The organism is Bradyrhizobium sp. INPA03-11B, from assembly GCF_040446015.1.
In the GTDB taxonomy this organism is placed as follows: domain Bacteria; phylum Pseudomonadota; class Alphaproteobacteria; order Rhizobiales; family Xanthobacteraceae; genus Bradyrhizobium; species Bradyrhizobium macuxiense_A.
On sequence record NZ_JASGSR010000008.1, the window covers coordinates 84571 to 102585 of the forward strand.

Here is an 18015-nt window from a genome sequence, read left to right on the forward strand (position 1 = left end):
CATTGCGAGGAGCGAAGCGACGAAGCAATCCATCCCTCCGCGCGCGAGGAGAGATGGATTGCTTCGCGGAGCCTGTCATCGGGCGCGCATTTCGCGCGACCCGTTGGCTCGCAATGACGGGATATACAATTCTGGCATAGCTGCGCGAAACAGATGCGACGGGATTTGAGCTCCCCCACCCGCTAAGCCTCCCGGTGTGAGGACTGCGCCACTGCGCGTCCCCTAGCCGAGGCCATGATGGACCAGATTGCCGTTCACCAGGACAGCGCGACCAGCACCGACTGGCCGGTTGCGATCTACCGCACGCTGAAGAGCTTTGGCGTGGCGCAAGTGTCCTATGTTCCAGATGCAGGACATTCCAGGCTGATCAAGCTGTCGCACGCCGATGCCGACATCAAGACCACCGTTTTGACGACCGAGGAAGAGGGCGTGGCGATGGCCGCCGGCGCCTGGCTCGGCGGCGATCGCGCGGTGCTGCTGATGCAATCGAGCGGCGTCGGCAATTGCGTCAACATGCTGTCGCTGATGGCGAGCTGCCGCTTCCCGCTGCTGACCTTGGTGACGATGCGCGGCGAATGGGCCGAGTTCAATCCCTGGCAGATCCCGATGGGCCGGGCGACGCCGCAGGCCTTCGAGATCATGGGCACCACAGTGCTGCGGCTCGAGAACCCCGACGACGCCGAGGAGGTGATCTCGGCCGCCGCCTCGCTCGCCTATGACGGCGACCAGCAGGTCGCGGTGCTGATCTCGCAGCGGATGATCGGCCGCAAGAAGTGGACCAGGGAGACGCATTGATGTCAGCGCCAACAGGCACTCTCGATCGCCGCGCCGCCGTGAAGGCGCTGCTTGCCGACCGCGGCGAGTTGCTCGTGATCTCCGGGCTTGGCTCTTCCTCTTACGACGTGTTCGATGCCGGCGAGCATCCCGGCAACTTCTATCTCTGGGGCGCGATGGGCGGCGCCGCGATGGTCGGGCTCGGCCTCGCGCTGGCACAGCCGAAGCGCCCGGTGCTGGTCGTCACCGGCGACGGCGAGCAGCTGATGGGGATCGGCAGCCTCCTGACCATCGCGACCAAGCAACCCGGCAATCTCTCGATCGCAGTGCTCGACAACGGCCATTTCGGTGAGACCGGCATGCAGCCCAGCCACTCCGGCTTAGGGGCGAAGCTCGAGGTGATCGCGAGCGGCGCGGGCATCGGCAATGTCTCCGATATCGCCGACATGGCCGGCGTCGAGAATTTCCGCAACAGCCTGCGCGATCTCAACGGCGGCCCGCGGCTGGCGCGGATCAGGATCGCGGCCGGCGAAGTCGAGCGCGCGCTGCCGCCGCGCGACGGCACGTACCTCAAGAACCGCTTCCGCGGCCATCTCGGCTTCAAGGTGAACTGAAAGCGGATAATGTATCCACCACCGTCATTGCGAGGAGCGATAGCGACGAAGCAATCCATCTTTCCGCGCGTGTGGAGGAATGGATTGCTTCGCGGAGCCTGTCATCCGGCGGCGCTACGCGCCGACCGGGTGGCTCGCAATGACGGAAATGAGTGCAGCCGCACTCAGGCGAGCTGGATATCCCAGAGCCCTTCGGCGCGGCACGCGGCGACCTCGTCGCGCAGCAATCTTGCGATCAGCGTGATCGCGTTGGAGCCGGGATGCTCGACCGGCGAAGCCAGCGTCAGCTCGCGCCGCGGCGCCGGACGTGCGATCGGCGCGGTTTCGAGCCGGCCCTCCGCGACCTCGCCGCGCACCGAGGATGGCGGCAGCATGGTGTATCCGAGCCCCTCCTCGACCAGGCTGGTCAGCACCCGGAACGAATCCGCCTCCAGCTTGACGTCGAGCGTGACCTTCTTATTCGCCGCCGCATGCTCGATCATGGCGCGGAGCCCGTGCGAATGACTGGGCAGCACCAGGCGCTGGCGCAGCAGCCAGCCGATATCGACCTGCTTCTTCTGCTTCAGCCCGCTGCCGCGCGGGCCGACCGCGACGATCGAGTCGCGGCCGAGGCTCTGCACCGCCAGATGCAGGTCGACCGACGGGCCGTAGATCACCGCAAGGTCCATCTCGCCGCGATGCAGCCACTCGATCAGATGGCCGCTGTAGCTTTCGACGATGCACAGCGAGATGCCGGGATAACGCTCCACCGTGCGCCGCGCCAGCCGCGCCGAGATCACGCAGCTCACCGTCGGCACCAGCCCGAGCACGACGCGCCCGGACGGCGCGCCGCCCGCGGACTGGATGTCGTCGCGGATCTGGTCGATCTGCCGGACGATACCGCCGGTGCGCGCCAGCAGCAGCCGGCCGGCATCGGTCAGCACCATGCCGCGGCCGTTGCGCGTGAACAATTCGGTGCGCAGCTCGTGTTCCAACAGCTTGATCTGCCGGCTCAGCGCCGGCTGCGCGACTCGCAAGGTATCGGATGCCTTGCTCAGACTGCCGAGTTCCGCGACGCACGCAAAGGTCCTAAGCTGGCGGAAATCCATACTTGCCAATCCTGGAAGGCAGGTTCATACGCTATAACAAAACAGCATAGGGAGTTTACCGGGGCCCTACAACAGCGGGCGTTTTCCTCACGCGAACCGAATTCCGTTTCGCTTGAAAACGCCCTGGCGCAACCGCTCGGCAAGACGAAACAATGACCACACACGATCAGCACACCGACGACCACTCAGACATCCGCGACGCCGTGGCAAAACTCTGCGCGCAGTTTCCCGGCGAATACTGGCGCAAGCTGGACCGCCAGATGGCCTATCCGAAGGAGTTCGTCGATGCGCTGACGGAGGCCGGCTATCTCTCGGTGCTGATTCCCGAGGAGTATGGCGGCGCCGGCCTGAAGCTGTCGGCGGCAGCGGCGATCCTGGAAGAGATCCAGCGCGCCGGCTGCAATGGCGGCGGCTGCCACGCCCAGATGTACACGATGGGCACCGTGCTGCGGCATGGCAACGACGCGCAGAAGGCGAAATATCTGCCGAAGGTCGCGACCGGCGAGTTGCGGCTGCAGGCGTTCGGCGTCACCGAGCCGACCAGCGGCACCGACACGTCGTCGCTAAAAACCTTCGCGCGGCGCGAGGGCGACCATTACGTCGTCAACGGCCAGAAGATCTGGACCAGCCGCGCTGAATATTCCGACCTGATGGTGCTGCTGGCGCGCACCACGCCGAAGGAGCAGTCGAAGAAGCGCACCGACGGGCTGTCGGTGTTCATCGTCGACATGCGCGAGGTGAAGGGCAAGGGGCTGGAGATCCGCCCGATCCGCACCATGATGAACCACGCGACGACCGAAGTGTTCTTCACCGACATGAAGGTGCCGGCGGAGAATCTGATCGGCGAGGAAGGCAAGGGTTTCCGCTACATCCTCTCAGGCATGAACGCCGAGCGCATCCTGATCGCGGCCGAGTGCGTCGGCGATGCCAAGTGGTTCATCGCCAAGGCAACCAACTACGCCAAGGAACGCAGCGTGTTCGGCCGGCCGATCGGCCAGAACCAGGGCATCCAGTTCCCGATCGCCAAGGCCTACGCCTCGATGCGCGCGGCGGAATTGATGGTGAAGGAAGCCACCCGCAAATACGAGGCCGGGCTCGATTGCGGCGCCGAGGCCAACATGGCCAAGATGCTGGCGGCGGATGCATCCTGGGAAGCCGCCAATGCCTGCGTGCAGACCCATGGCGGCTTCGGCTTCGCCGAGGAATACGACGTCGAGCGCAAGTTCCGCGAGACCCGGCTCTACCAGGTGGCGCCGATCTCGACCAACCTGATCCTCTCCTTCGTCGCCGAGCACGTGCTCGGCATGCCCCGCTCCTACTGAGTTCTCAGATCATGCTGCCGCTTGAGGGATTGACCGTCATCGCCGTCGAACAGGCGGTTGCCGCGCCGTTCTGCTCGTCACGCCTCGCCGATGCCGGCGCCCATGTCATCAAGATCGAGCGGCCCGAGGGCGACTTCGCCCGCGGCTACGACGCCGCGGCGAAGGGCCAGAGCAGCTATTTCGTCTGGCTCAACCGCGGCAAGGATTCCGCGGTGGTCGATCTCACCACCAAGGAAGGCCGCGCGCAGCTCGAGGCGCTGATCGCAGGCGCCGACGTGCTGCTGCAGAACCTGAAGCCCGGCTCGATGGACAAGCTCGGCTTCTCGCGCGAGCGGCTGCGCAAGGACTATCCGAAACTGATCATGTGCACGATCACGGGCTATGGCGACACCGGCCCCTATGCCGACCGCAAGGCCTATGACCTCCTGATCCAGGCCGACAGCGGCCTTGCCTCGATCACCGGCGGCCCCGAGGGCGCCTCGCGCGTCGGCATGTCGATCGTCGACGTCGCGACCGGCGCCACCGCGCACGCGTCCATTCTCGAAGCGCTGATCGGCCGCGGCCGCACCGGCGAGGGTGCCGACATCCGGATCTCGATGTTCGACGTGATGGCCGACTGGCTCACCGTGCCGCTGCTCAACGCCGAGGACGGCAAGGCGCCCAAACGCATCGGCCTCGCCCATCCCTCGATCGCGCCCTACGGCGTGTTCCGCTCGAAGGACGGCAAGGAGATCCTGATCTCGGTCCAGAGCGAGCGCGAGTGGAAGGCGCTGTGCGCCAAGGTACTGGGCCAGCCCACTCTCCCCGACGATCCGCGCTTTGCCAACATGGTCGAGCGCGTGCGCAACCGCGCCGTGACCGATCAGATCGTTAGCGATAGTTTTGGCAGACTGACGCGCGAGGATTTGCTGGCCAAGCTTGTCGAGGCCGACATCGCCTTTGCCGAGGTCAACAGCATGGACGACCTCGCCAAGCATCCGCATCTGCGCCGCATCGAGGTCGACACGCCGAACGGCAAGGTCAGCTATCCGGCGCCGGGCGCGATCGTGGTCGGCGAGGACAGGCACTACGGCAAGGTGCCCGCGATCGGCGAGCGCATCAAACGATCCTGAGCTGCAATGAGATTGGCTCAAATATCAACGACGAATGAGCTGCGCCCGCTCTCCCGCTTGCGGGGGAGGGTTGGGGTGGGGGCTCTCTCCACGAATCCCACCGTGGAGAGAACCCCCACCCGGCGCTGCGCGCCGACCTCCCCCGCAAGCGGGAGAGGTGCACCGAGCCTGCCGGCAGGCTAACTAAGACACCTCTCACTTCGGGCAACACAGTCATGACCGACAATCTCGACCTCGATCATTTCCGCCAGTGGATCGGCAAGACCACTGAGGCCTCCGACGTCGTCACCAAATATCTCGTCATGGGGCTGCGCGCGACGCTGTTCCAGGAGATCGGCGAGCCGAAGGCCGGCGATGCCGCGCCGTGGACCACGCATTGGTGCCTGGCGCAGCCGGTGTTTCCGATGTCGCAGCTCGGCCCCGACGGTCACCCGACCCGCGGCGGCTTCCTGCCCCCGGTGCCGCTGCCGCGCCGGATGTGGGCCGGCGGCGAGCTTGAATTCTTCGACGCACTGCGCATCGGCGACGACGCCAAGCGCACCTCCAGGATTGCCGACGTCACGGTGAAATCGGGCTCGACCGGCACGCTGTGCTTCGTCTCGGTCAACCATGAGATCACGACCTCGCGCGGGCTTGCGGTCCGCGAGCGGCAGGACATCGTCTATCGCGAGATGACGAGCACGCAAGGCTCAGCGCCGGCCAAGGCGCCGCCGCCTCCCCCGGTCGCCCAGCACCGCGAGAGCCACGTCTCCGATCCCGTGCTGCTGTTCCGCTATTCGGCGCTGACCTTCAACGGCCACCGCATCCACTACGATCGCGACTACGTCACCAAGGTCGAGGGCTATCCGGGCCTGATCTTCCACGGCCCGCTGCAGGCCTCCTTCATCGTCGAGCTCGCCGCCAGGCTGCGCGGCGGCAAGCCGCCGAAGAAGCTCACCTATCGCGGCGTGCAGCCGCTGTTCGAGGGCAGCGAGTTCTCCATCAATGCCAACGACAAGGACGGCGGCATGGAGCTGTGGACCGCTAACGCCGAGGGCCAGCCGACCATGAAGGGCACGGCGAGCTGGTAAGGCACGCGCGCACGACGCCGATCAGCATGCGAGGAACTAACGAGGCGCTTTCATCAGCGCCTCGTATTCCCTATTGTGATCGCATTCATCCCTGGATCGCAGATCATGAGTCGCTTCTGGAGTTCGGTCGTCCACAATCTGTCGCCATACGTGCCCGGCGAGCAGCCGAAGATCGACGGCCTCATCAAGCTCAATACCAACGAGAATCCCTACCCGCCGTCGCCGCGCGCGCTGGCCGCGATCGCAGCGACCGCGGATCGCCTGCGGCTCTATCCGGATCCGCGCGCAACCGCGCTGCGCGAGGCGATCGCGACGCGTTGCGGCGTCACATCAGATGAGGTATTCGTCGGCAACGGCTCGGACGAAGTGCTGGCTCACAGCTTCCCGGCGCTGCTGAAGCACGACGCGCCGCTGCTGTTCCCCGACATCACCTACAGCTTCTATCCGGTCTATTGCCGCCTCTATGGCGCGCGATACGAACAGGTGCCGCTCGACGCCGCGATGCGGATTGATCTCGCCGACTACCGGCGGCCGGGCAGCGCCATCCTGCTGTGCAATCCAAACGCGCCGACCGGCATCGCGCTGCCGCGTGCCGCGATCGAGGCGCTGGTCACCGAGCATCCCGACCGTCTCGTGGTGGTCGACGAGGCCTATGTCGACTTCGGCGCCGAGAGCGCCGTGCCGCTGGTCGCCCATCACGACAATCTCTTGGTGATCCAGACGCTGTCCAAGTCGCGCGCGCTGGCGGGATTGCGGGTCGGCTTCGCGATCGGCCAGCGTCCGCTGATCGAGGCGCTGGAACGCGTCAAGGATAGCTTCAACTCCTATCCGCTGGACTGCTTTGCGATCGCGGGGGCGGTCGCCGCGATCGAGGACGACGGGTGGTTTGACGAGACCCGGCAACGGATCGTCAGGAGTCGCGAGGCGCTGGTCCGCGGCCTCACCGCGCTCGGCTTCGAGGTGCTGCCGTCGCTTGCGAACTTCGTGTTCGCACGCCATCACGGCCATCGCGGCGCGGATCTCGCCGCGAAGCTGCGCGAGCGCGGCGTCCTGGTGCGCCATTTCCAGAAGCCGCGGATCGAGGATTTCCTGCGCATCACGGTCGGCACGGACGATGAATGTGGCCGCCTGATCGAACTGCTGCGCCAGATCGTCTGAGCCCGTTTCGGCCGCCGCTGGAACCGAATGCCGGCCTGCGCGTTCCCCGCCCTGACGGAGGACGCCATGCTTAGAGACGAACAGGTCGCGCTTCTCTGCGACATCGCCCAATCCATTGCCTTTGCCGGTGACGCGCAAGGCGAAGTCGACCGGCTCATCAAGGAGGGATACGTCGCCAAGGACGGCGACCTCTACGAGCTGACGCCCAAGGCCGAGAAGATTTTGTCCGAGCGTGGCGCCAGCCTCAGCCGGGCGTGACGCCGCTCGCAACGATGGCTAGACGGCGGGCGTGCACCGCGTTGCGGTGATCTTGATGCCGAGCCCGGCGCTCTCCTCGCGGAACTGTGCGATCGATCGCGCATGGCGATGCGCCTCGAACGCGGCGTCGTCCTGATAGACCTCGTAGATCAGCAGCTTCGACGCGTCCTCGCGCGGCACAAGGATGTCGAAGTGCAGCGTGCCTGGCTCATCCCTGAGCGAGCGGGCGCCGTGCGCCGACAGCAGCGACAAGACCTGGTCCCGCCTCTCCGGCGCGACCTCGACAGTGGCGATGAGTGCAAGTTTCGGCATGACGGATGTTCCTCCTCTATTCTCAGATCAGCTTGCGGAGCGGCCGGAACGCGTCCCGGACCTCTCTGCTGAAAATGTCGGGCTGCTCCCAGGCCGCGAAATGGCCGCCGGCCTCGGCCTGATGGAAGTAGATCAGCTTGTGATAGGCCTTTTCGGCCCAGCTGCGCGGCGCCACAAAACTTTCGCCGGGAAACGCGGTGACGGCGGCGGGGATCGTGACATTGGCGGGCAGATAAAGGTTGGTCTTGTTTTCCCAGTACAGGCGGCCCGAGGAGATCGCGCTGTTGGCGAGCCAGTACAGCGTGATGTTGTCAAGCACGTCGTCGCGGGTCAGCGCGCCCGCGGAATGGCCGTTGACGGCATGTCCGAGCACCGCCGACGTCATCGCCGAGGCCGGCTGCGCATAGCCGTCGCCATGATCGAGCAGCCAGGCGGCGAGGCCCGCCGGTGAATCCGCGAACGCCGCGAGCGTCTGCGGGCGGGTGCCCATGATCTGCGCATAGGCTCGTCGCTTGGCGAACTGAAGCTTGATCTGCTCGAACGCGTGCTGCTCTTCCGCCGACAGATTGTCCGGCGCCGGACCACCCGTGAAAACCGCCTTGAAGACCTCGGGCGGAACGACGCCGGGCAGATTGACGTGGATGCCGAGCAGCTCCGGCGCACCGAGCTTGGCCATTTCATTGGAGACCGGCGAACCCCAGTCGCCGCCCTGCGCTACGAACTTGCTGTAGCCGAGCCGCTTCATCAGCTGGACCCAGGCCCGTGCGATGCGCTGAGAATCCCAGCCGACTGTGGTCGGCTTGCCGGAGAAGCCGTAGCCCGGCATCGACGGGATCACGAGGTGGAACGCATCCGATGCGCTGCCGCCATGCGCGGTGGGATTGGTCAGGGGCTCGATGATCTTCATCTGCTCGATCACCGACCCCGGCCAGCCATGCGTGACAATCATCGGCAGTGCATCGTCGTGCTTCGAGCGAACGTGAATGAAGTGAATGTCGAGCCCGTCGATTTCGGTGATGAACTGCGGCAGGGCGTTGAGCCGCGCCTCGACCTTGCGCCAGTCGTAATCGGTCTGCCAGTAGCGGACGAGATCGCGGAGCAACGCCTGCGGAACGCCCTGCGAGTCGTCGTTGACGGTCTCCTTGTCGGACCACCGGGTCGCCGCCAGACGGCGGCGAAGGTCGACCAGGTCTTCCTCGGGAATATTGACGCGGAACGGGCGGATCGCATCATCAGCGGCCGCCGCAACGGAGCGCGCGGGAAACAGGCTGGCGGCGCCGGCGGCGGCCAGGCCCAGCGCCGCGCCGGTAAGCAGCCTGCGTCTGTCCTGGTCGATGGCTTCCTGGTTGGATTGGCTTGCTGCGACGGCTACCGATGTCCGAGATGTCTTGGTCATTGCACTGGCTCCTTTGAACGAGATTCCGCCGGCAAAGCCGCGATCACCTCGGTTGTCGTCAGAATGGATCGGCCGCGACGCGGCCGTTGCACGCGTTGCAGTTTGACTATTCGGGCAGCGGCTTGCCGGCCTGCTCGCGGACGATGTACTCGGCGTACCAGTCCGGCCAGTTCGCATCGTGCCCACCGGTCCGCTTCTCATGCGCGCCATGGACCGCCGCTGCCCGGCGGAGCGCAGCGGCGAGATCGGCAGATGAATTGAAGGTCGTGCTGTTTCCGTCGACACGCCCGGGCAGCCGCTGCGTGACCTGCTGCAGCAGCCAGACATTGCCGTCGGGATCGTTGAAGGTGGCAAGCGAGCCGTAGCTCGGGCGCGCCGGATCCGGTCCCTTGATGCGGCCTTCGGCGCCGCGATGAAACACCTCGCTGACGTCCGCGCCACGCGCGATCAGTTCGGCGCGCGCCGCCTCGATGTCGTTGACGATCAGGAAGCGCGGCAGCGCAGCTCCCGAGCCGAGATGGATCGAGGTCGGCGAACCCGGCGGCGTAAGCTGCACGGCGCGCGAGCCGTCGGGCCTGACGAAGTCGGCATCAAGCCGCCAGCCCAAGTCCTGGTAGAAGCGCTTGGCGCGGTCGACGTCGGCGACGGGAATGACGACGACCTCGAGCTTCAAATCGACTTTGGCCGCTGCCGGCGCCGGTTCGGTGGACATGGCCCACTCCTTGGTGATGAAAGACCGGGCCGAATGCGGCCCATTGCAATTGCAACGATGCCGGGCCATATTGCTATGAAATTCATAGTAACAAGCCCGACGAAGAAATCGTGATGGCGAAAATCAAGGACAACACGACTGACCAAACGCTGTGTCCGGTCGCTCGTGCCGAAACCGTCGTGGGCGACCGCTGGACTGTACTGGTTTTGCGCGAGCTGTTCGCGCGCAGTCATCGCTTCGAGGAAATCCAGGCGCAGACCGGCGGCACGCCGCAGATGATCACCGCACGGCTGAAGAAGTTGGAGGCGGACGGTCTGGTGACGCGGCGCATCTACAACAAGCACCCGCTGCGCCACGAGTATCACCTCACCGAGAAGGGCGAAGCGTTCTTTCCTGTTCTGATGGCGCTGCGCGCCTGGGGCGAGGCCTGGTGCAAATCTCCAAAGGAGGGGCGTGCGATGAACTACACGCACCTCGTCTGCGGCAAGCCCGCCGGGCTCGGCCCGGTCTGCGAGTCCTGCGGTGAGCCGGTGCGTCGCGCCGACATGGTCGGGGAGCGACTGCCCAAATACCAGAAAGAGCGCAATGCGCGATGGGAGGCTTTCAAGGCAACCCGCTGAATTTTTCCGACGCCGCCGGCGCAGGCGGACGACGCGAGAGCATTCGCACCGCCGCAGCGTCTCGATCACATGGGGCTGATCCGGCCGAGCCCCCACAACACAGGAGACCACCATGCCATTCGTTCGCATCGACCTGAAGCGCGGCAAGTCCGCCGAATATCGCAAGACCCTCGGCGAGATCGTCTACAATGCGATGCGCGAGATCATCAACGTGCCGGAGAACGACAAGTTTCAGATCATCACCGAGCATGATCGTGGTGACCTGAACTACGCCGACAACTATCTCGGCAACACTTACAGCGACGATCTCGTCTTCATCCAGATCACCCTAAATGCCGGGCGTACGGTCGAGATGAAGAAGGCGTTCTACAAGCGGATCGCAGACGACCTCCAAAGCCAGCTGCAGGTACGCCCGGACGACGTTTTCATCAACCTCGTCGAGGTCGCCAAGGAAAACTGGTCGTTCGGCAACGGCATCGCCCAATACGCGAGCTGACCGCGGAAGGCATGCGCCGGACGGCGGGTCGCCTTGACCGGCGGCTGGCCGCCGGCCGCTTGCGGCCGACGTTGCCAGCACGCATAGTGCGGCCCGTGCACGAACAATAACGGGCAGGGAGGCAACCATGAGGACGATCGCAGCCGCGCTGTGCGCGCTCGCGCTGATCGCAACCGGTGCGCAGGCACAGACGCTCAAGGATTTCATGGCCACGGTCATGAAGAAATGGACCGCGCCATTCGAACCGTATCAGCTGATCGACAACATCTACTATGTCGGCACCGACGGGATCGCGGTCTATGTCATCAAGACGTCGCAAGGGCTGATCCTGATGGACACGGCCATGCAGCAGTCGACCGGCATGATCAAGGACAACATCGCCAAGCTCGGCTTCAAGGAAGGCGACATCAAGATCATCCTCAACACCCACGCCCATCTCGATCACACCGGCGGCTTTGCCGAGATCAAGAAGGAGACCGGCGCGCAAATGATCGCCGGCGAGCGCGACAAGCCCCTGCTCGAGGGCGGCTACTATCCGGGCGACGAGAGCAACGCCGATCTGGCCTTTACGCCTGTGAAGGTCGACCGCAGCGTCAAGGAAGGCGACAAGGTCACGCTCGGCGACATGACGCTGGCCGCGCACGCCACGCCCGGCCATTCGCCCGGCTGCACCAGCTGGGAGATGACCGTGAAGGACGGCAACGAAAAGCGCAACGTGCTGTTCTTCTGCAGCGGGACCGTCGCGCTGAACCGGCTGGTTGGCCGTCCGACCTATCCCGGCATCGTCGACGACTACCGTTCGACCTTCGCCAAGGTCAAGGCGATGAAGGTCGACGTGCTGCTCGGGCCGCATCCGGAGGTCTACGACATGCAGGCCAAGCGCGCGCAGATGAAGGACGGCGCGCCGAACCCGTTCGTCAAGCCGGGCGAGAACGCCACCTATGTGGCGGGGCTGGAGCAGGATTTCGACAAGCAGCTCACCAAGCAGACCGCCGCGCTGAAGGCCAATTAAAGACTACAGCGAAAGGTGATCCGTCATCCTGAGGAGCGCGCTTCAGCGCGCGTCTCGAAGGATCGACGGCCCCACTCGGGCCACGGCACCCTTCGAGGCTCGCTCCGCTCGCACCTCAGGATGACGTGGAATAGCCGCCCGAATTTTTCCAAGCCGGAACACATCCGGACCGCGGCTTGACATCGTCAGGCAATCCATCGACAGGTGGATTGCCTTTCCGCTTTTGCCGCGCGCAATGACGGAACCAAACAAGACAGAAATGGGAGCCGCCCGATGTCGTCGCGCAAACCCGCCGCCAGCAAAGGCAAGACCGTCAGCGTCAAGGACGCCACCTTCGGCCTGCTGCGCGCGTGGGGCATCAAGAAGGTTTTCGGCAATCCCGGTTCGACCGAGCTGCCGTTCCTGAGCGACTGGCCCGACGACATCGACTACGTGCTCGGCCTGCAGGAGGCCTCGGTCGTCGGCATGGCCGACGGCTATGCGCTGGCGACGCGTAATGCCGGCTTCGTCAATTTGCATTCGGCGGCCGGCGTCGGCAACGCGCTCGGCAACATCTACAACGCCTATCGCAACCAGACCCCGCTGGTGATCACCGCGGGCCAGCAGGCCCGCTCGATCATGCCACTGCAGGCCTTCCTCTATGCCGAGCGCGCCTCCGAATTCCCGCGGCCTTACGTGAAATTCGCGGTCGAGCCGGCGCGTGCCGAGGACGTGCCGGCCGCGATCGCGCGCGCCTATTACGTCGCGATGCAGCCGCCCTGCGGACCGACCTTCGTCTCGGTGCCGATCGACGACTGGGCGCACGCTACACAGCCGCTCGAGGCGCGCCAGGTCAGCCGTGAAATCGGCCCCGATGCGGCCGCGATGCGGGCGCTGGTGGCCGCGCTCGGCGAGGCCAAGCGCCCAGCCCTCGTCGTCGGCCCGTCCGTCGATCGGGCCGAGGCGGTCGATCTCATGGTCAAGGTCGCCGAGAAGACGAAGGCCGCGGTGTGGGCGAGCCCGTTCTCGGCGCGCTGCTCGTTCCCCGAGCGGCATCCGCAATTTGCCGGCTTCCTGCATGCCGCACCGGGCCAGCTCTCCGATGCGCTGCGCGAGCACGATCTTGTCGTCGTGGTCGGCGCGCCGGTGTTCACCTTCCATGTCGAGGGCCATGCCGCGATCTTCGACGGCGCGACCACGATCTTCCAGATCACCGACGATCCCGACGCCGCCGCGATGACGCCGACCGGCCACAGCATCGTCGCGACCATGAAGCCGGCGCTGACGGCGCTGCTCGAGCTGCTGCCCGAAACCAGGCGGACCGCGCCCGCCGGTCGCATCCTGCCGCCGGCGCCCGCGGCCGGCGATCCGATCCCCGCCGAATACGCGCTGCACGCGCTCTCGGCTGCGATGGGGCCGCATGATGCACTGGTCGAGGAAGTGCCGTCGCATCGCCCATTGATGCAGAAGGCGATGCCGATGCGTGGCCAGGACAGCTTCTACACCATGGCGAGCGGCGGCCTCGGCTACAGCCTGCCGGCCGCGGTCGGCATGTCGCTCGGCCGCAGCACCGGGCGCACGGTCTGCCTGATCGGCGACGGCTCGGCGATGTATTCGATCCAGGCGCTGTGGACCGCCGCGCAGCGCAAGCTGCCGCTGACGGTCGTCGTGATGAACAATTCCGGCTACGGCGCGATGCGCTCATTCAGCCAGGTCATGCAGGTACGGAACGTGCCGGGCCTCGATTTGCCCGGCATCGATTTCGTCAAGCTCGCCGAAGGCATGGGCTGCGACGCAATGCGGGTGACGAAGTCGGCCGAGCTTCCCGGCGCCTACAAGCGCGCCCTGTCGCATCAAGGCGCCAGCCTGATCGAGGTGATGGTGGATTCCGCGGTGCCGCTGCTTTACACGCAGAAGGGCTAGGGATAACCGCGACTCCCACACACTCGTAAGGAAGGCACCGGCGGCTGGGTTCCCTCCCCCCTTGCGGGGGAGGGTTAGGGAGAGGGGTGCCACACGGCATGCTCTCTCAGTATGAGTCTCAACGAAACGCGGTCGGGATTGCGAAAGCGGTACTCATATCAATACCTCACCCGGGGCTTACCCCTCTCCCCAGCCCTCCCCCGCAAGGGGGGAGGGAGCCCAAACAGCATGCTCACCTCACGAGAGCATTTTCACGCTCCTGCTCCACAGCCGCTGACGGCGCCGGCGCCTCGCAGCCGGTGGCGCAGCAGCGGCCGGGTTGCTTCGACACCCGCTGTCCCTTGTCGACAAGGCCACGGCCGAGCAAATTCTCGACCAGCTCGGCCTTCTCCATGACGGGATAATTGCGCCAGATCTCGCGCTTCATCGCCTCCGGCGAGCCGCCGCCGTGCAGCGAGATCACCGAGTACCAGCCGGCTTCATGCGAGACCGTGAGATCCTCGATCAGCCGCGCCACCTCGGCGCGCTGCTCGGCCGGAATATCCGGACGTCCGCCCATCACGGCGGCGAGCGAAGCGCGCGTCTCCGGATTGTGGTCCTCGTCGGGGCCCGGCAGCGCCACGATCAAGCCGCCCGAGACATAATGCGCGACGCGGTGCATGTCGTAGATCTTGGTCGCCAGCAGCAGCTTGCCTATGTTCGAGAACACAGCGTCCGGCATCACCGAGCCCGCCGGGCCCTTGGTGCAATAGACCGAGGAGGCGACGCCGCAGGCATAGAAGCTCTCGGTGATGGTGATGAGTTCGACCATCGCCTCGCGGATATGGGCGTGCTTCTCGGCATCAAGCCCGTTGGCCTCGATCATCAACGCGCCGGCGCCGATCAGGAGATCGCCGAAGCCGGCGCGCGCACCGATGCAGGAGTGGCGGTGATGCGTGGCATAGGACGTGGTGAGGAAGCCGCCCTCCTCGGTCTCACCGGCGAGGAACACGCGGTCGTGCGGCACGAACACGTCGTCGAACATCACGACGCCGACCGACTGGCCGTACTTCGCCGAGAATTTTGCCGATGCATCGCCGGGCCGGCCGGCGGGGCGTGCAACGATGGTGACGCCGGGCGCATCGACCGGCACCGCGCAACAGACCGCAAAATCCTTGTCGTCGGGCACGTGGGTACGGCACGGCATGACCAGGAATTCGTGCATGTAGGGCGCGCCGGTCACGATCGCCTTGGTGCCGCGGATCACGATGCCGTCGGGGCGACGCTCCTTGATATGAACGTAGACGTCGGGATTGGCCTGCAGGCCCGGCCGCTTGGAGCGGTCGCCCTTGGCGTCGGTCATCGCGACCCCGAGCGTCAGGTCCTGGTCCTGCACCTCGTGCAGGTAGTTGAGGAAGCGCTGGCTGTAATCGGTGCCGTGGCGATCGTCGGTCAGCTTGGTCGCCTGGTAGAGCCCGTTCAGCGCGTCATGGGTGAGATAGCGCTGGGCGCAGCCCGAGGTCCGGCACACCAGCCGCACCGCTTCGAGCTTGTAGAGCAGATCCTGCGAGCTCGCATTGATATGGAGCATGCGATTGACGGTCTTGCCGGAGGTCACCTGCCGCGCCGTCATGGTCGGCGCGTGCTCGGGCTGATGTGCGAAATCGTAGGTCACGCCCACGCCCGCCACGCCCGGCGCCAGCAACGGCTCGTCCGCGACGCTCGCTACGGCCTCGCCGTTGACGAACACCCGCGGCTTGTAGCGGCGCAGGGATTCCCGGTAGTCCGCGGCCGTCATCAGCATGGCGCTTCTCCCTTGCTCATTTATTTGAACACTGTTAAATTATCTAACGCTGTTAGAATTGAGTCAAGAACGGATTCGGCCGGATGCAGATGCGCGAGAGCAGGAAGGAAGCGGTCAGCCGCCACAAGCGGGAGCTGATCCTCGATGCGGCGCGCAGCGTGTTCGCCGAAGAAGGCCTCGAAGGCGCGAGCCTGCGCGCGATTGCGACGCGGGCCGGCTACACGCCGGCGGCGCTGTACTTCCACTTCGATTCAAAGGAAGCGATCTATGCCGAGGTGCTGCGGCAATCGCTGGCCTCGCTCGGCGAGGCCGTCAGCGCCGCGGTCGCGACGACGCGCGGCGCCAAGCAGCGGCTGCATGCGGCGGGGATGGCCTTCTTCCGCTATTACGCGGACAACCCGCGCGATCTCGATCTCGGCTTCTATTTGTTCCGCGGCGGCATGAAGCCGGCCGGGCTCGGCCATGACCGCGACCACGAGCTGAACGCCGCGCTGGAGGCGGCGCTGCATCCGATTGCGGAAGCGTCAGAGGCGCTCGGCGCGTCCCGGCAGAAGGCGAACACCGTGATGGTGGATTGCTTCGCGCATGCGACCGGCCTCTTGCTGTTGCTGCACACCGGCCGCATCCGAATGTTCGGTGCGTCCGCGCCTGATCTGATGGACGCCTATCTGCGCGAGAAGATCGCGCAACTCGGTAAGGAGTGAGGCCATGCTGACGATCGATCCGAGAAAGTCGCTGCTGCTGATCGTCGACTTCCAGTCCCGCCTGATGCCGGCGATCGATCAGGGCACGACAGCGGTGAGGAATGCGCGGCGATTGATCGACATGGCCGGGCTCGTCGATATTCCCATGGTCTTCACCGAGCAGAATGCCAAGGGCCTCGGCGCGACCGTCGCCGAGCTTGCGACCACCGAAGTGCGACTGATCCACAAGATGACCTTCGACGCCGTCCGCGAGCGCGAATTCCTCGGCGCGGTCCCGCCCCACAGGCACCTCGTCGTCGCCGGCTGCGAGGCGCATGTCTGCGTGCAGCAGACTGTGCTCGGCCTCATCGACGCCGGCCGCAAGGTCTATGTCGTGCGCGATGCGCTGGGCTCGCGCCGCACCGAAGACAAGGAAACCGCGATCCGCCGCATGGAGCGGCACGGCGCCGAGATCGTGACCACCGAGATGGTGGTGTTCGAATGGCTGAAAACCGCCGAACATCCCCGGTTTCGCGAGGCGATTGCGCTGATCAAGTGATGAAGCGATCACAGCACAAACAATACGCAGCTTCTCACCGAAGTGAGGGACGCACTAGCGGACGGGCTCCCTCCCCCCTTGTGGGGGAGGGTTGGGGAGAGGGGTACCACACGGTTGCTCTCTCGATTGTCTCAACGGCACGCGAGCGAGATTGCGATAGCGACGCTTCGATCAATCATCTCGCCGGGGGCCACCCCTCACCCCACCCTCTCCCACAAGGGGAGAGGGAGCCTGACGAGCGTGCTCACCTCACAGGGCGGCTGACTTGCGGAACACGCTCCGCGCGTCACTTCCCGTGGCTCTCGCGCATCTTGGCCTGGATCTTGGCCATGCCGCCGATCCAGCGGTCGTAATTCTCGGTCTTCTTGCGCATGTAGCCGAGCACCTGCGGGTGCGGCAGGATCAGGAAGGTCTCCTGCTCGATGCCCTTGAGCGCATCCTGCGCGACCTGCTCCGCGGTGAGATCGCCGTCACCGGATTGCGGGCCCTTGGGGATCGAGCGCAGCATGTTGGTGTCGACGCCCTGCGGGCAGAGGATCGAGACCTTGATGTTGTCGGCGCGATGCGAGATCGCGAGGTTTTCCGCGAAGCCGACCGCGGCGTGCTTGGTGGTGGAATAGGCCGGGCTGCCGACCTGCGACAACAGGCCCGCGGCCGAGATCGTGTTGAGGAAGTAGCCCTCGCCGCGCGCCTTCATGCGCGGCACCAGATGCCGCGCGGCATAGACATGCGCCATCACATGGATCGCCCAGCTCCGCGACCACGGCTCGTCCGAGGTGCCGCCGGCATTCTTCGACAGCGGATCGAAGCCGCCGCCGATGCCGGCATTGGAGCAGAACAGTGCGATCGGGCCGAACATGCGCTCGGTCTCCTCGATCACATGCAGGACGTTCTTCTCCTGCCCGACATCGCATTTGAAGGCGGCACCGCCGACCGAGGCCGCGACCTTTTCGGCCGCCGCGTGATCAAGGTCGACCACCACGACCTTGGACGCGCCCGCGGCGTGGAACGCCTCGCACAGCGCCTTGCCGATGCCATTGCCACCGCCGGTGACCACCACGACTTTACCCGCCACCTGCATGGCCATCCTCCCGATATCTTGATTTCAGGGCATGATCCGGAAGCCGGTCTCATGCTCAAACGA

The 18015-nt window shown here is 65.5% G+C and carries 19 protein-coding genes; 13 read left to right on the forward strand and 6 right to left on the reverse strand.

What is annotated here, in order from left to right:
- Positions 1 to 234: 234 nt before the first annotated feature.
- Together QMZ05_RS05265 and QMZ05_RS05270 are read left to right on the forward strand one after the other, a co-directional pair.
- The gene (locus QMZ05_RS05265) at positions 235 to 795 is read left to right on the forward strand and encodes a thiamine pyrophosphate-binding protein (RefSeq protein WP_353699818.1); all 561 of its coding nucleotides are present in this window, start codon (positions 235 to 237) and stop codon (positions 793 to 795) included.
- Positions 795 to 1388 (forward strand): thiamine pyrophosphate-dependent enzyme, encoded by a 594-nt coding sequence (locus QMZ05_RS05270; protein WP_353699819.1) that lies wholly within the window; start codon positions 795 to 797, stop codon positions 1386 to 1388. The genes QMZ05_RS05265 and QMZ05_RS05270 overlap by 1 nt, the downstream gene beginning before the upstream one ends.
- Positions 1389 to 1552: 164 nt before the next feature.
- Here the strand turns inward: QMZ05_RS05270 and QMZ05_RS05275 are convergent, their stop codons facing one another.
- A complete protein-coding gene (locus tag QMZ05_RS05275; RefSeq protein ID WP_353699820.1) occupies positions 1553 to 2476 on the reverse strand; it encodes a LysR substrate-binding domain-containing protein in 924 nt (307 codons plus the stop codon).
- Positions 2477 to 2628: 152 nt separating this feature from the next.
- Between QMZ05_RS05275 and QMZ05_RS05280 the strand changes: the two genes are divergently transcribed.
- The 5 genes from QMZ05_RS05280 (at position 2629) to QMZ05_RS05300 (ending at position 7396) form a co-directional block, all read left to right on the forward strand.
- Positions 2629 to 3798: an acyl-CoA dehydrogenase family protein gene (locus tag QMZ05_RS05280; RefSeq protein ID WP_353699821.1), complete on the forward strand. Its 1170-nt coding sequence runs from the start codon at positions 2629 to 2631 to the stop codon at positions 3796 to 3798.
- 11 nt (positions 3799 to 3809) lie between these two features.
- Positions 3810 to 4910 carry a CaiB/BaiF CoA-transferase family protein gene (locus QMZ05_RS05285; RefSeq protein ID WP_353699822.1) on the forward strand — a complete coding sequence of 367 codons (1101 nt, stop codon included), beginning with the start codon at positions 3810 to 3812 and terminating at the stop codon, positions 4908 to 4910.
- A gap of 215 nt (positions 4911 to 5125) precedes the next feature.
- A complete protein-coding gene (locus tag QMZ05_RS05290; RefSeq protein ID WP_353699823.1) occupies positions 5126 to 5980 on the forward strand; it encodes a MaoC family dehydratase N-terminal domain-containing protein in 855 nt (284 codons plus the stop codon).
- A 105-nt stretch (positions 5981 to 6085) separates the two neighbouring features.
- Positions 6086 to 7138 (forward strand): histidinol-phosphate transaminase, encoded by a 1053-nt coding sequence (gene hisC, locus QMZ05_RS05295; protein ID WP_353699824.1) that lies wholly within the window; start codon positions 6086 to 6088, stop codon positions 7136 to 7138.
- 66 nt (positions 7139 to 7204) lie between these two features.
- Entirely contained in the window at positions 7205 to 7396 is a 192-nt protein-coding gene (locus QMZ05_RS05300) for a hypothetical protein (protein WP_353699825.1), read from the forward strand.
- A gap of 18 nt (positions 7397 to 7414) precedes the next feature.
- Here the strand turns inward: QMZ05_RS05300 and QMZ05_RS05305 are convergent, their stop codons facing one another.
- The 3 genes from QMZ05_RS05305 to QMZ05_RS05315 all read right to left on the reverse strand — a co-directional run bounded on the left by QMZ05_RS05305 (position 7415) and on the right by QMZ05_RS05315 (position 9816).
- On the reverse strand, positions 7415 to 7708 hold the full coding sequence (locus QMZ05_RS05305; protein WP_353699826.1) for an antibiotic biosynthesis monooxygenase family protein: 294 nt from the start codon (positions 7706 to 7708) through the stop codon (positions 7415 to 7417).
- A gap of 22 nt (positions 7709 to 7730) precedes the next feature.
- Positions 7731 to 9104: an epoxide hydrolase family protein gene (locus QMZ05_RS05310; RefSeq protein ID WP_353699827.1), complete on the reverse strand. Its 1374-nt coding sequence runs from the start codon at positions 9102 to 9104 to the stop codon at positions 7731 to 7733.
- 106 nt (positions 9105 to 9210) lie between these two features.
- The gene (locus QMZ05_RS05315) at positions 9211 to 9816 is read right to left on the reverse strand and encodes a VOC family protein (protein WP_353699828.1); all 606 of its coding nucleotides are present in this window, start codon (positions 9814 to 9816) and stop codon (positions 9211 to 9213) included.
- A gap of 113 nt (positions 9817 to 9929) precedes the next feature.
- Here QMZ05_RS05315 and QMZ05_RS05320 point away from each other — a divergent pair, with 113 nt between their 5' ends.
- The 4 genes from QMZ05_RS05320 (at position 9930) to mdlC (ending at position 13846) form a co-directional block, all read left to right on the forward strand.
- Positions 9930 to 10436, forward strand: coding sequence for a helix-turn-helix domain-containing protein (locus tag QMZ05_RS05320; protein WP_353699829.1), 507 nt, complete (start codon positions 9930 to 9932; stop codon positions 10434 to 10436).
- A 112-nt stretch (positions 10437 to 10548) separates the two neighbouring features.
- On the forward strand, positions 10549 to 10932 hold the full coding sequence (locus QMZ05_RS05325) for a tautomerase family protein (RefSeq protein WP_353699830.1): 384 nt from the start codon (positions 10549 to 10551) through the stop codon (positions 10930 to 10932).
- A 127-nt stretch (positions 10933 to 11059) separates the two neighbouring features.
- A complete protein-coding gene (gene blaBJP, locus QMZ05_RS05330) occupies positions 11060 to 11944 on the forward strand; it encodes a BJP family subclass B3 metallo-beta-lactamase (RefSeq protein ID WP_353699831.1) in 885 nt (294 codons plus the stop codon).
- Between the two features lie 273 nt (positions 11945 to 12217).
- Positions 12218 to 13846 carry a benzoylformate decarboxylase gene (mdlC, locus tag QMZ05_RS05335; RefSeq protein ID WP_353699832.1) on the forward strand — a complete coding sequence of 543 codons (1629 nt, stop codon included), beginning with the start codon at positions 12218 to 12220 and terminating at the stop codon, positions 13844 to 13846.
- 232 nt (positions 13847 to 14078) lie between these two features.
- Here the strand turns inward: mdlC and QMZ05_RS05340 are convergent, their stop codons facing one another.
- A complete protein-coding gene (locus tag QMZ05_RS05340; RefSeq protein ID WP_353699833.1) occupies positions 14079 to 15629 on the reverse strand; it encodes a 4-hydroxyphenylacetate 3-hydroxylase N-terminal domain-containing protein in 1551 nt (516 codons plus the stop codon).
- A gap of 89 nt (positions 15630 to 15718) precedes the next feature.
- On the opposite strand from QMZ05_RS05340, the gene QMZ05_RS05345 reads away from it, so the two are divergent.
- Positions 15719 to 16333, forward strand: a complete 615-nt coding sequence (locus QMZ05_RS05345) for a helix-turn-helix domain-containing protein (RefSeq protein WP_353699834.1) — start codon at positions 15719 to 15721, stop codon at positions 16331 to 16333.
- Positions 16334 to 16337: 4 nt separating this feature from the next.
- Positions 16338 to 16871, forward strand: coding sequence for an isochorismatase family protein (locus tag QMZ05_RS05350; protein ID WP_353699835.1), 534 nt, complete (start codon positions 16338 to 16340; stop codon positions 16869 to 16871).
- A 286-nt stretch (positions 16872 to 17157) separates the two neighbouring features.
- On the opposite strand, the gene QMZ05_RS05355 is transcribed toward QMZ05_RS05350, so the two are convergent.
- Positions 17158 to 17952, reverse strand: a complete 795-nt coding sequence (locus QMZ05_RS05355) for an SDR family oxidoreductase (protein ID WP_353699850.1) — start codon at positions 17950 to 17952, stop codon at positions 17158 to 17160.
- Positions 17953 to 18015 lie beyond the last annotated feature (63 nt).

Bases quoted from the DNA above. Each gene is read 5' to 3' on its own strand.
- QMZ05_RS05265 (WP_353699818.1), top strand. From the start codon at position 235: ATGATGGACCAGATTGCCGTTCACCAGGACAGCGCGACCAGCACCGAC.
- QMZ05_RS05270 (WP_353699819.1), top strand. From the start codon at position 795: ATGTCAGCGCCAACAGGCACTCTCGATCGCCGCGCCGCCGTGAAGGCG.
- QMZ05_RS05275 (WP_353699820.1), bottom strand. From the start codon at position 2,476: ATGGATTTCCGCCAGCTTAGGACCTTTGCGTGCGTCGCGGAACTCGGC.
- QMZ05_RS05280 (WP_353699821.1), top strand. From the start codon at position 2,629: ATGACCACACACGATCAGCACACCGACGACCACTCAGACATCCGCGAC.
- QMZ05_RS05285 (WP_353699822.1), top strand. From the start codon at position 3,810: ATGCTGCCGCTTGAGGGATTGACCGTCATCGCCGTCGAACAGGCGGTT.
- QMZ05_RS05290 (WP_353699823.1), top strand. From the start codon at position 5,126: ATGACCGACAATCTCGACCTCGATCATTTCCGCCAGTGGATCGGCAAG.
- hisC (WP_353699824.1), top strand. From the start codon at position 6,086: ATGAGTCGCTTCTGGAGTTCGGTCGTCCACAATCTGTCGCCATACGTG.
- QMZ05_RS05300 (WP_353699825.1), top strand. From the start codon at position 7,205: ATGCTTAGAGACGAACAGGTCGCGCTTCTCTGCGACATCGCCCAATCC.
- QMZ05_RS05305 (WP_353699826.1), bottom strand. From the start codon at position 7,708: ATGCCGAAACTTGCACTCATCGCCACTGTCGAGGTCGCGCCGGAGAGG.
- QMZ05_RS05310 (WP_353699827.1), bottom strand. From the start codon at position 9,104: ATGACCAAGACATCTCGGACATCGGTAGCCGTCGCAGCAAGCCAATCC.
- QMZ05_RS05315 (WP_353699828.1), bottom strand. From the start codon at position 9,816: ATGTCCACCGAACCGGCGCCGGCAGCGGCCAAAGTCGATTTGAAGCTC.
- QMZ05_RS05320 (WP_353699829.1), top strand. From the start codon at position 9,930: ATGGCGAAAATCAAGGACAACACGACTGACCAAACGCTGTGTCCGGTC.
- QMZ05_RS05325 (WP_353699830.1), top strand. From the start codon at position 10,549: ATGCCATTCGTTCGCATCGACCTGAAGCGCGGCAAGTCCGCCGAATAT.
- blaBJP (WP_353699831.1), top strand. From the start codon at position 11,060: ATGAGGACGATCGCAGCCGCGCTGTGCGCGCTCGCGCTGATCGCAACC.
- mdlC (WP_353699832.1), top strand. From the start codon at position 12,218: ATGTCGTCGCGCAAACCCGCCGCCAGCAAAGGCAAGACCGTCAGCGTC.
- QMZ05_RS05340 (WP_353699833.1), bottom strand. From the start codon at position 15,629: ATGCTGATGACGGCCGCGGACTACCGGGAATCCCTGCGCCGCTACAAG.
- QMZ05_RS05345 (WP_353699834.1), top strand. From the start codon at position 15,719: ATGCGCGAGAGCAGGAAGGAAGCGGTCAGCCGCCACAAGCGGGAGCTG.
- QMZ05_RS05350 (WP_353699835.1), top strand. From the start codon at position 16,338: ATGCTGACGATCGATCCGAGAAAGTCGCTGCTGCTGATCGTCGACTTC.
- QMZ05_RS05355 (WP_353699850.1), bottom strand. From the start codon at position 17,952: ATGCAGGTGGCGGGTAAAGTCGTGGTGGTCACCGGCGGTGGCAATGGC.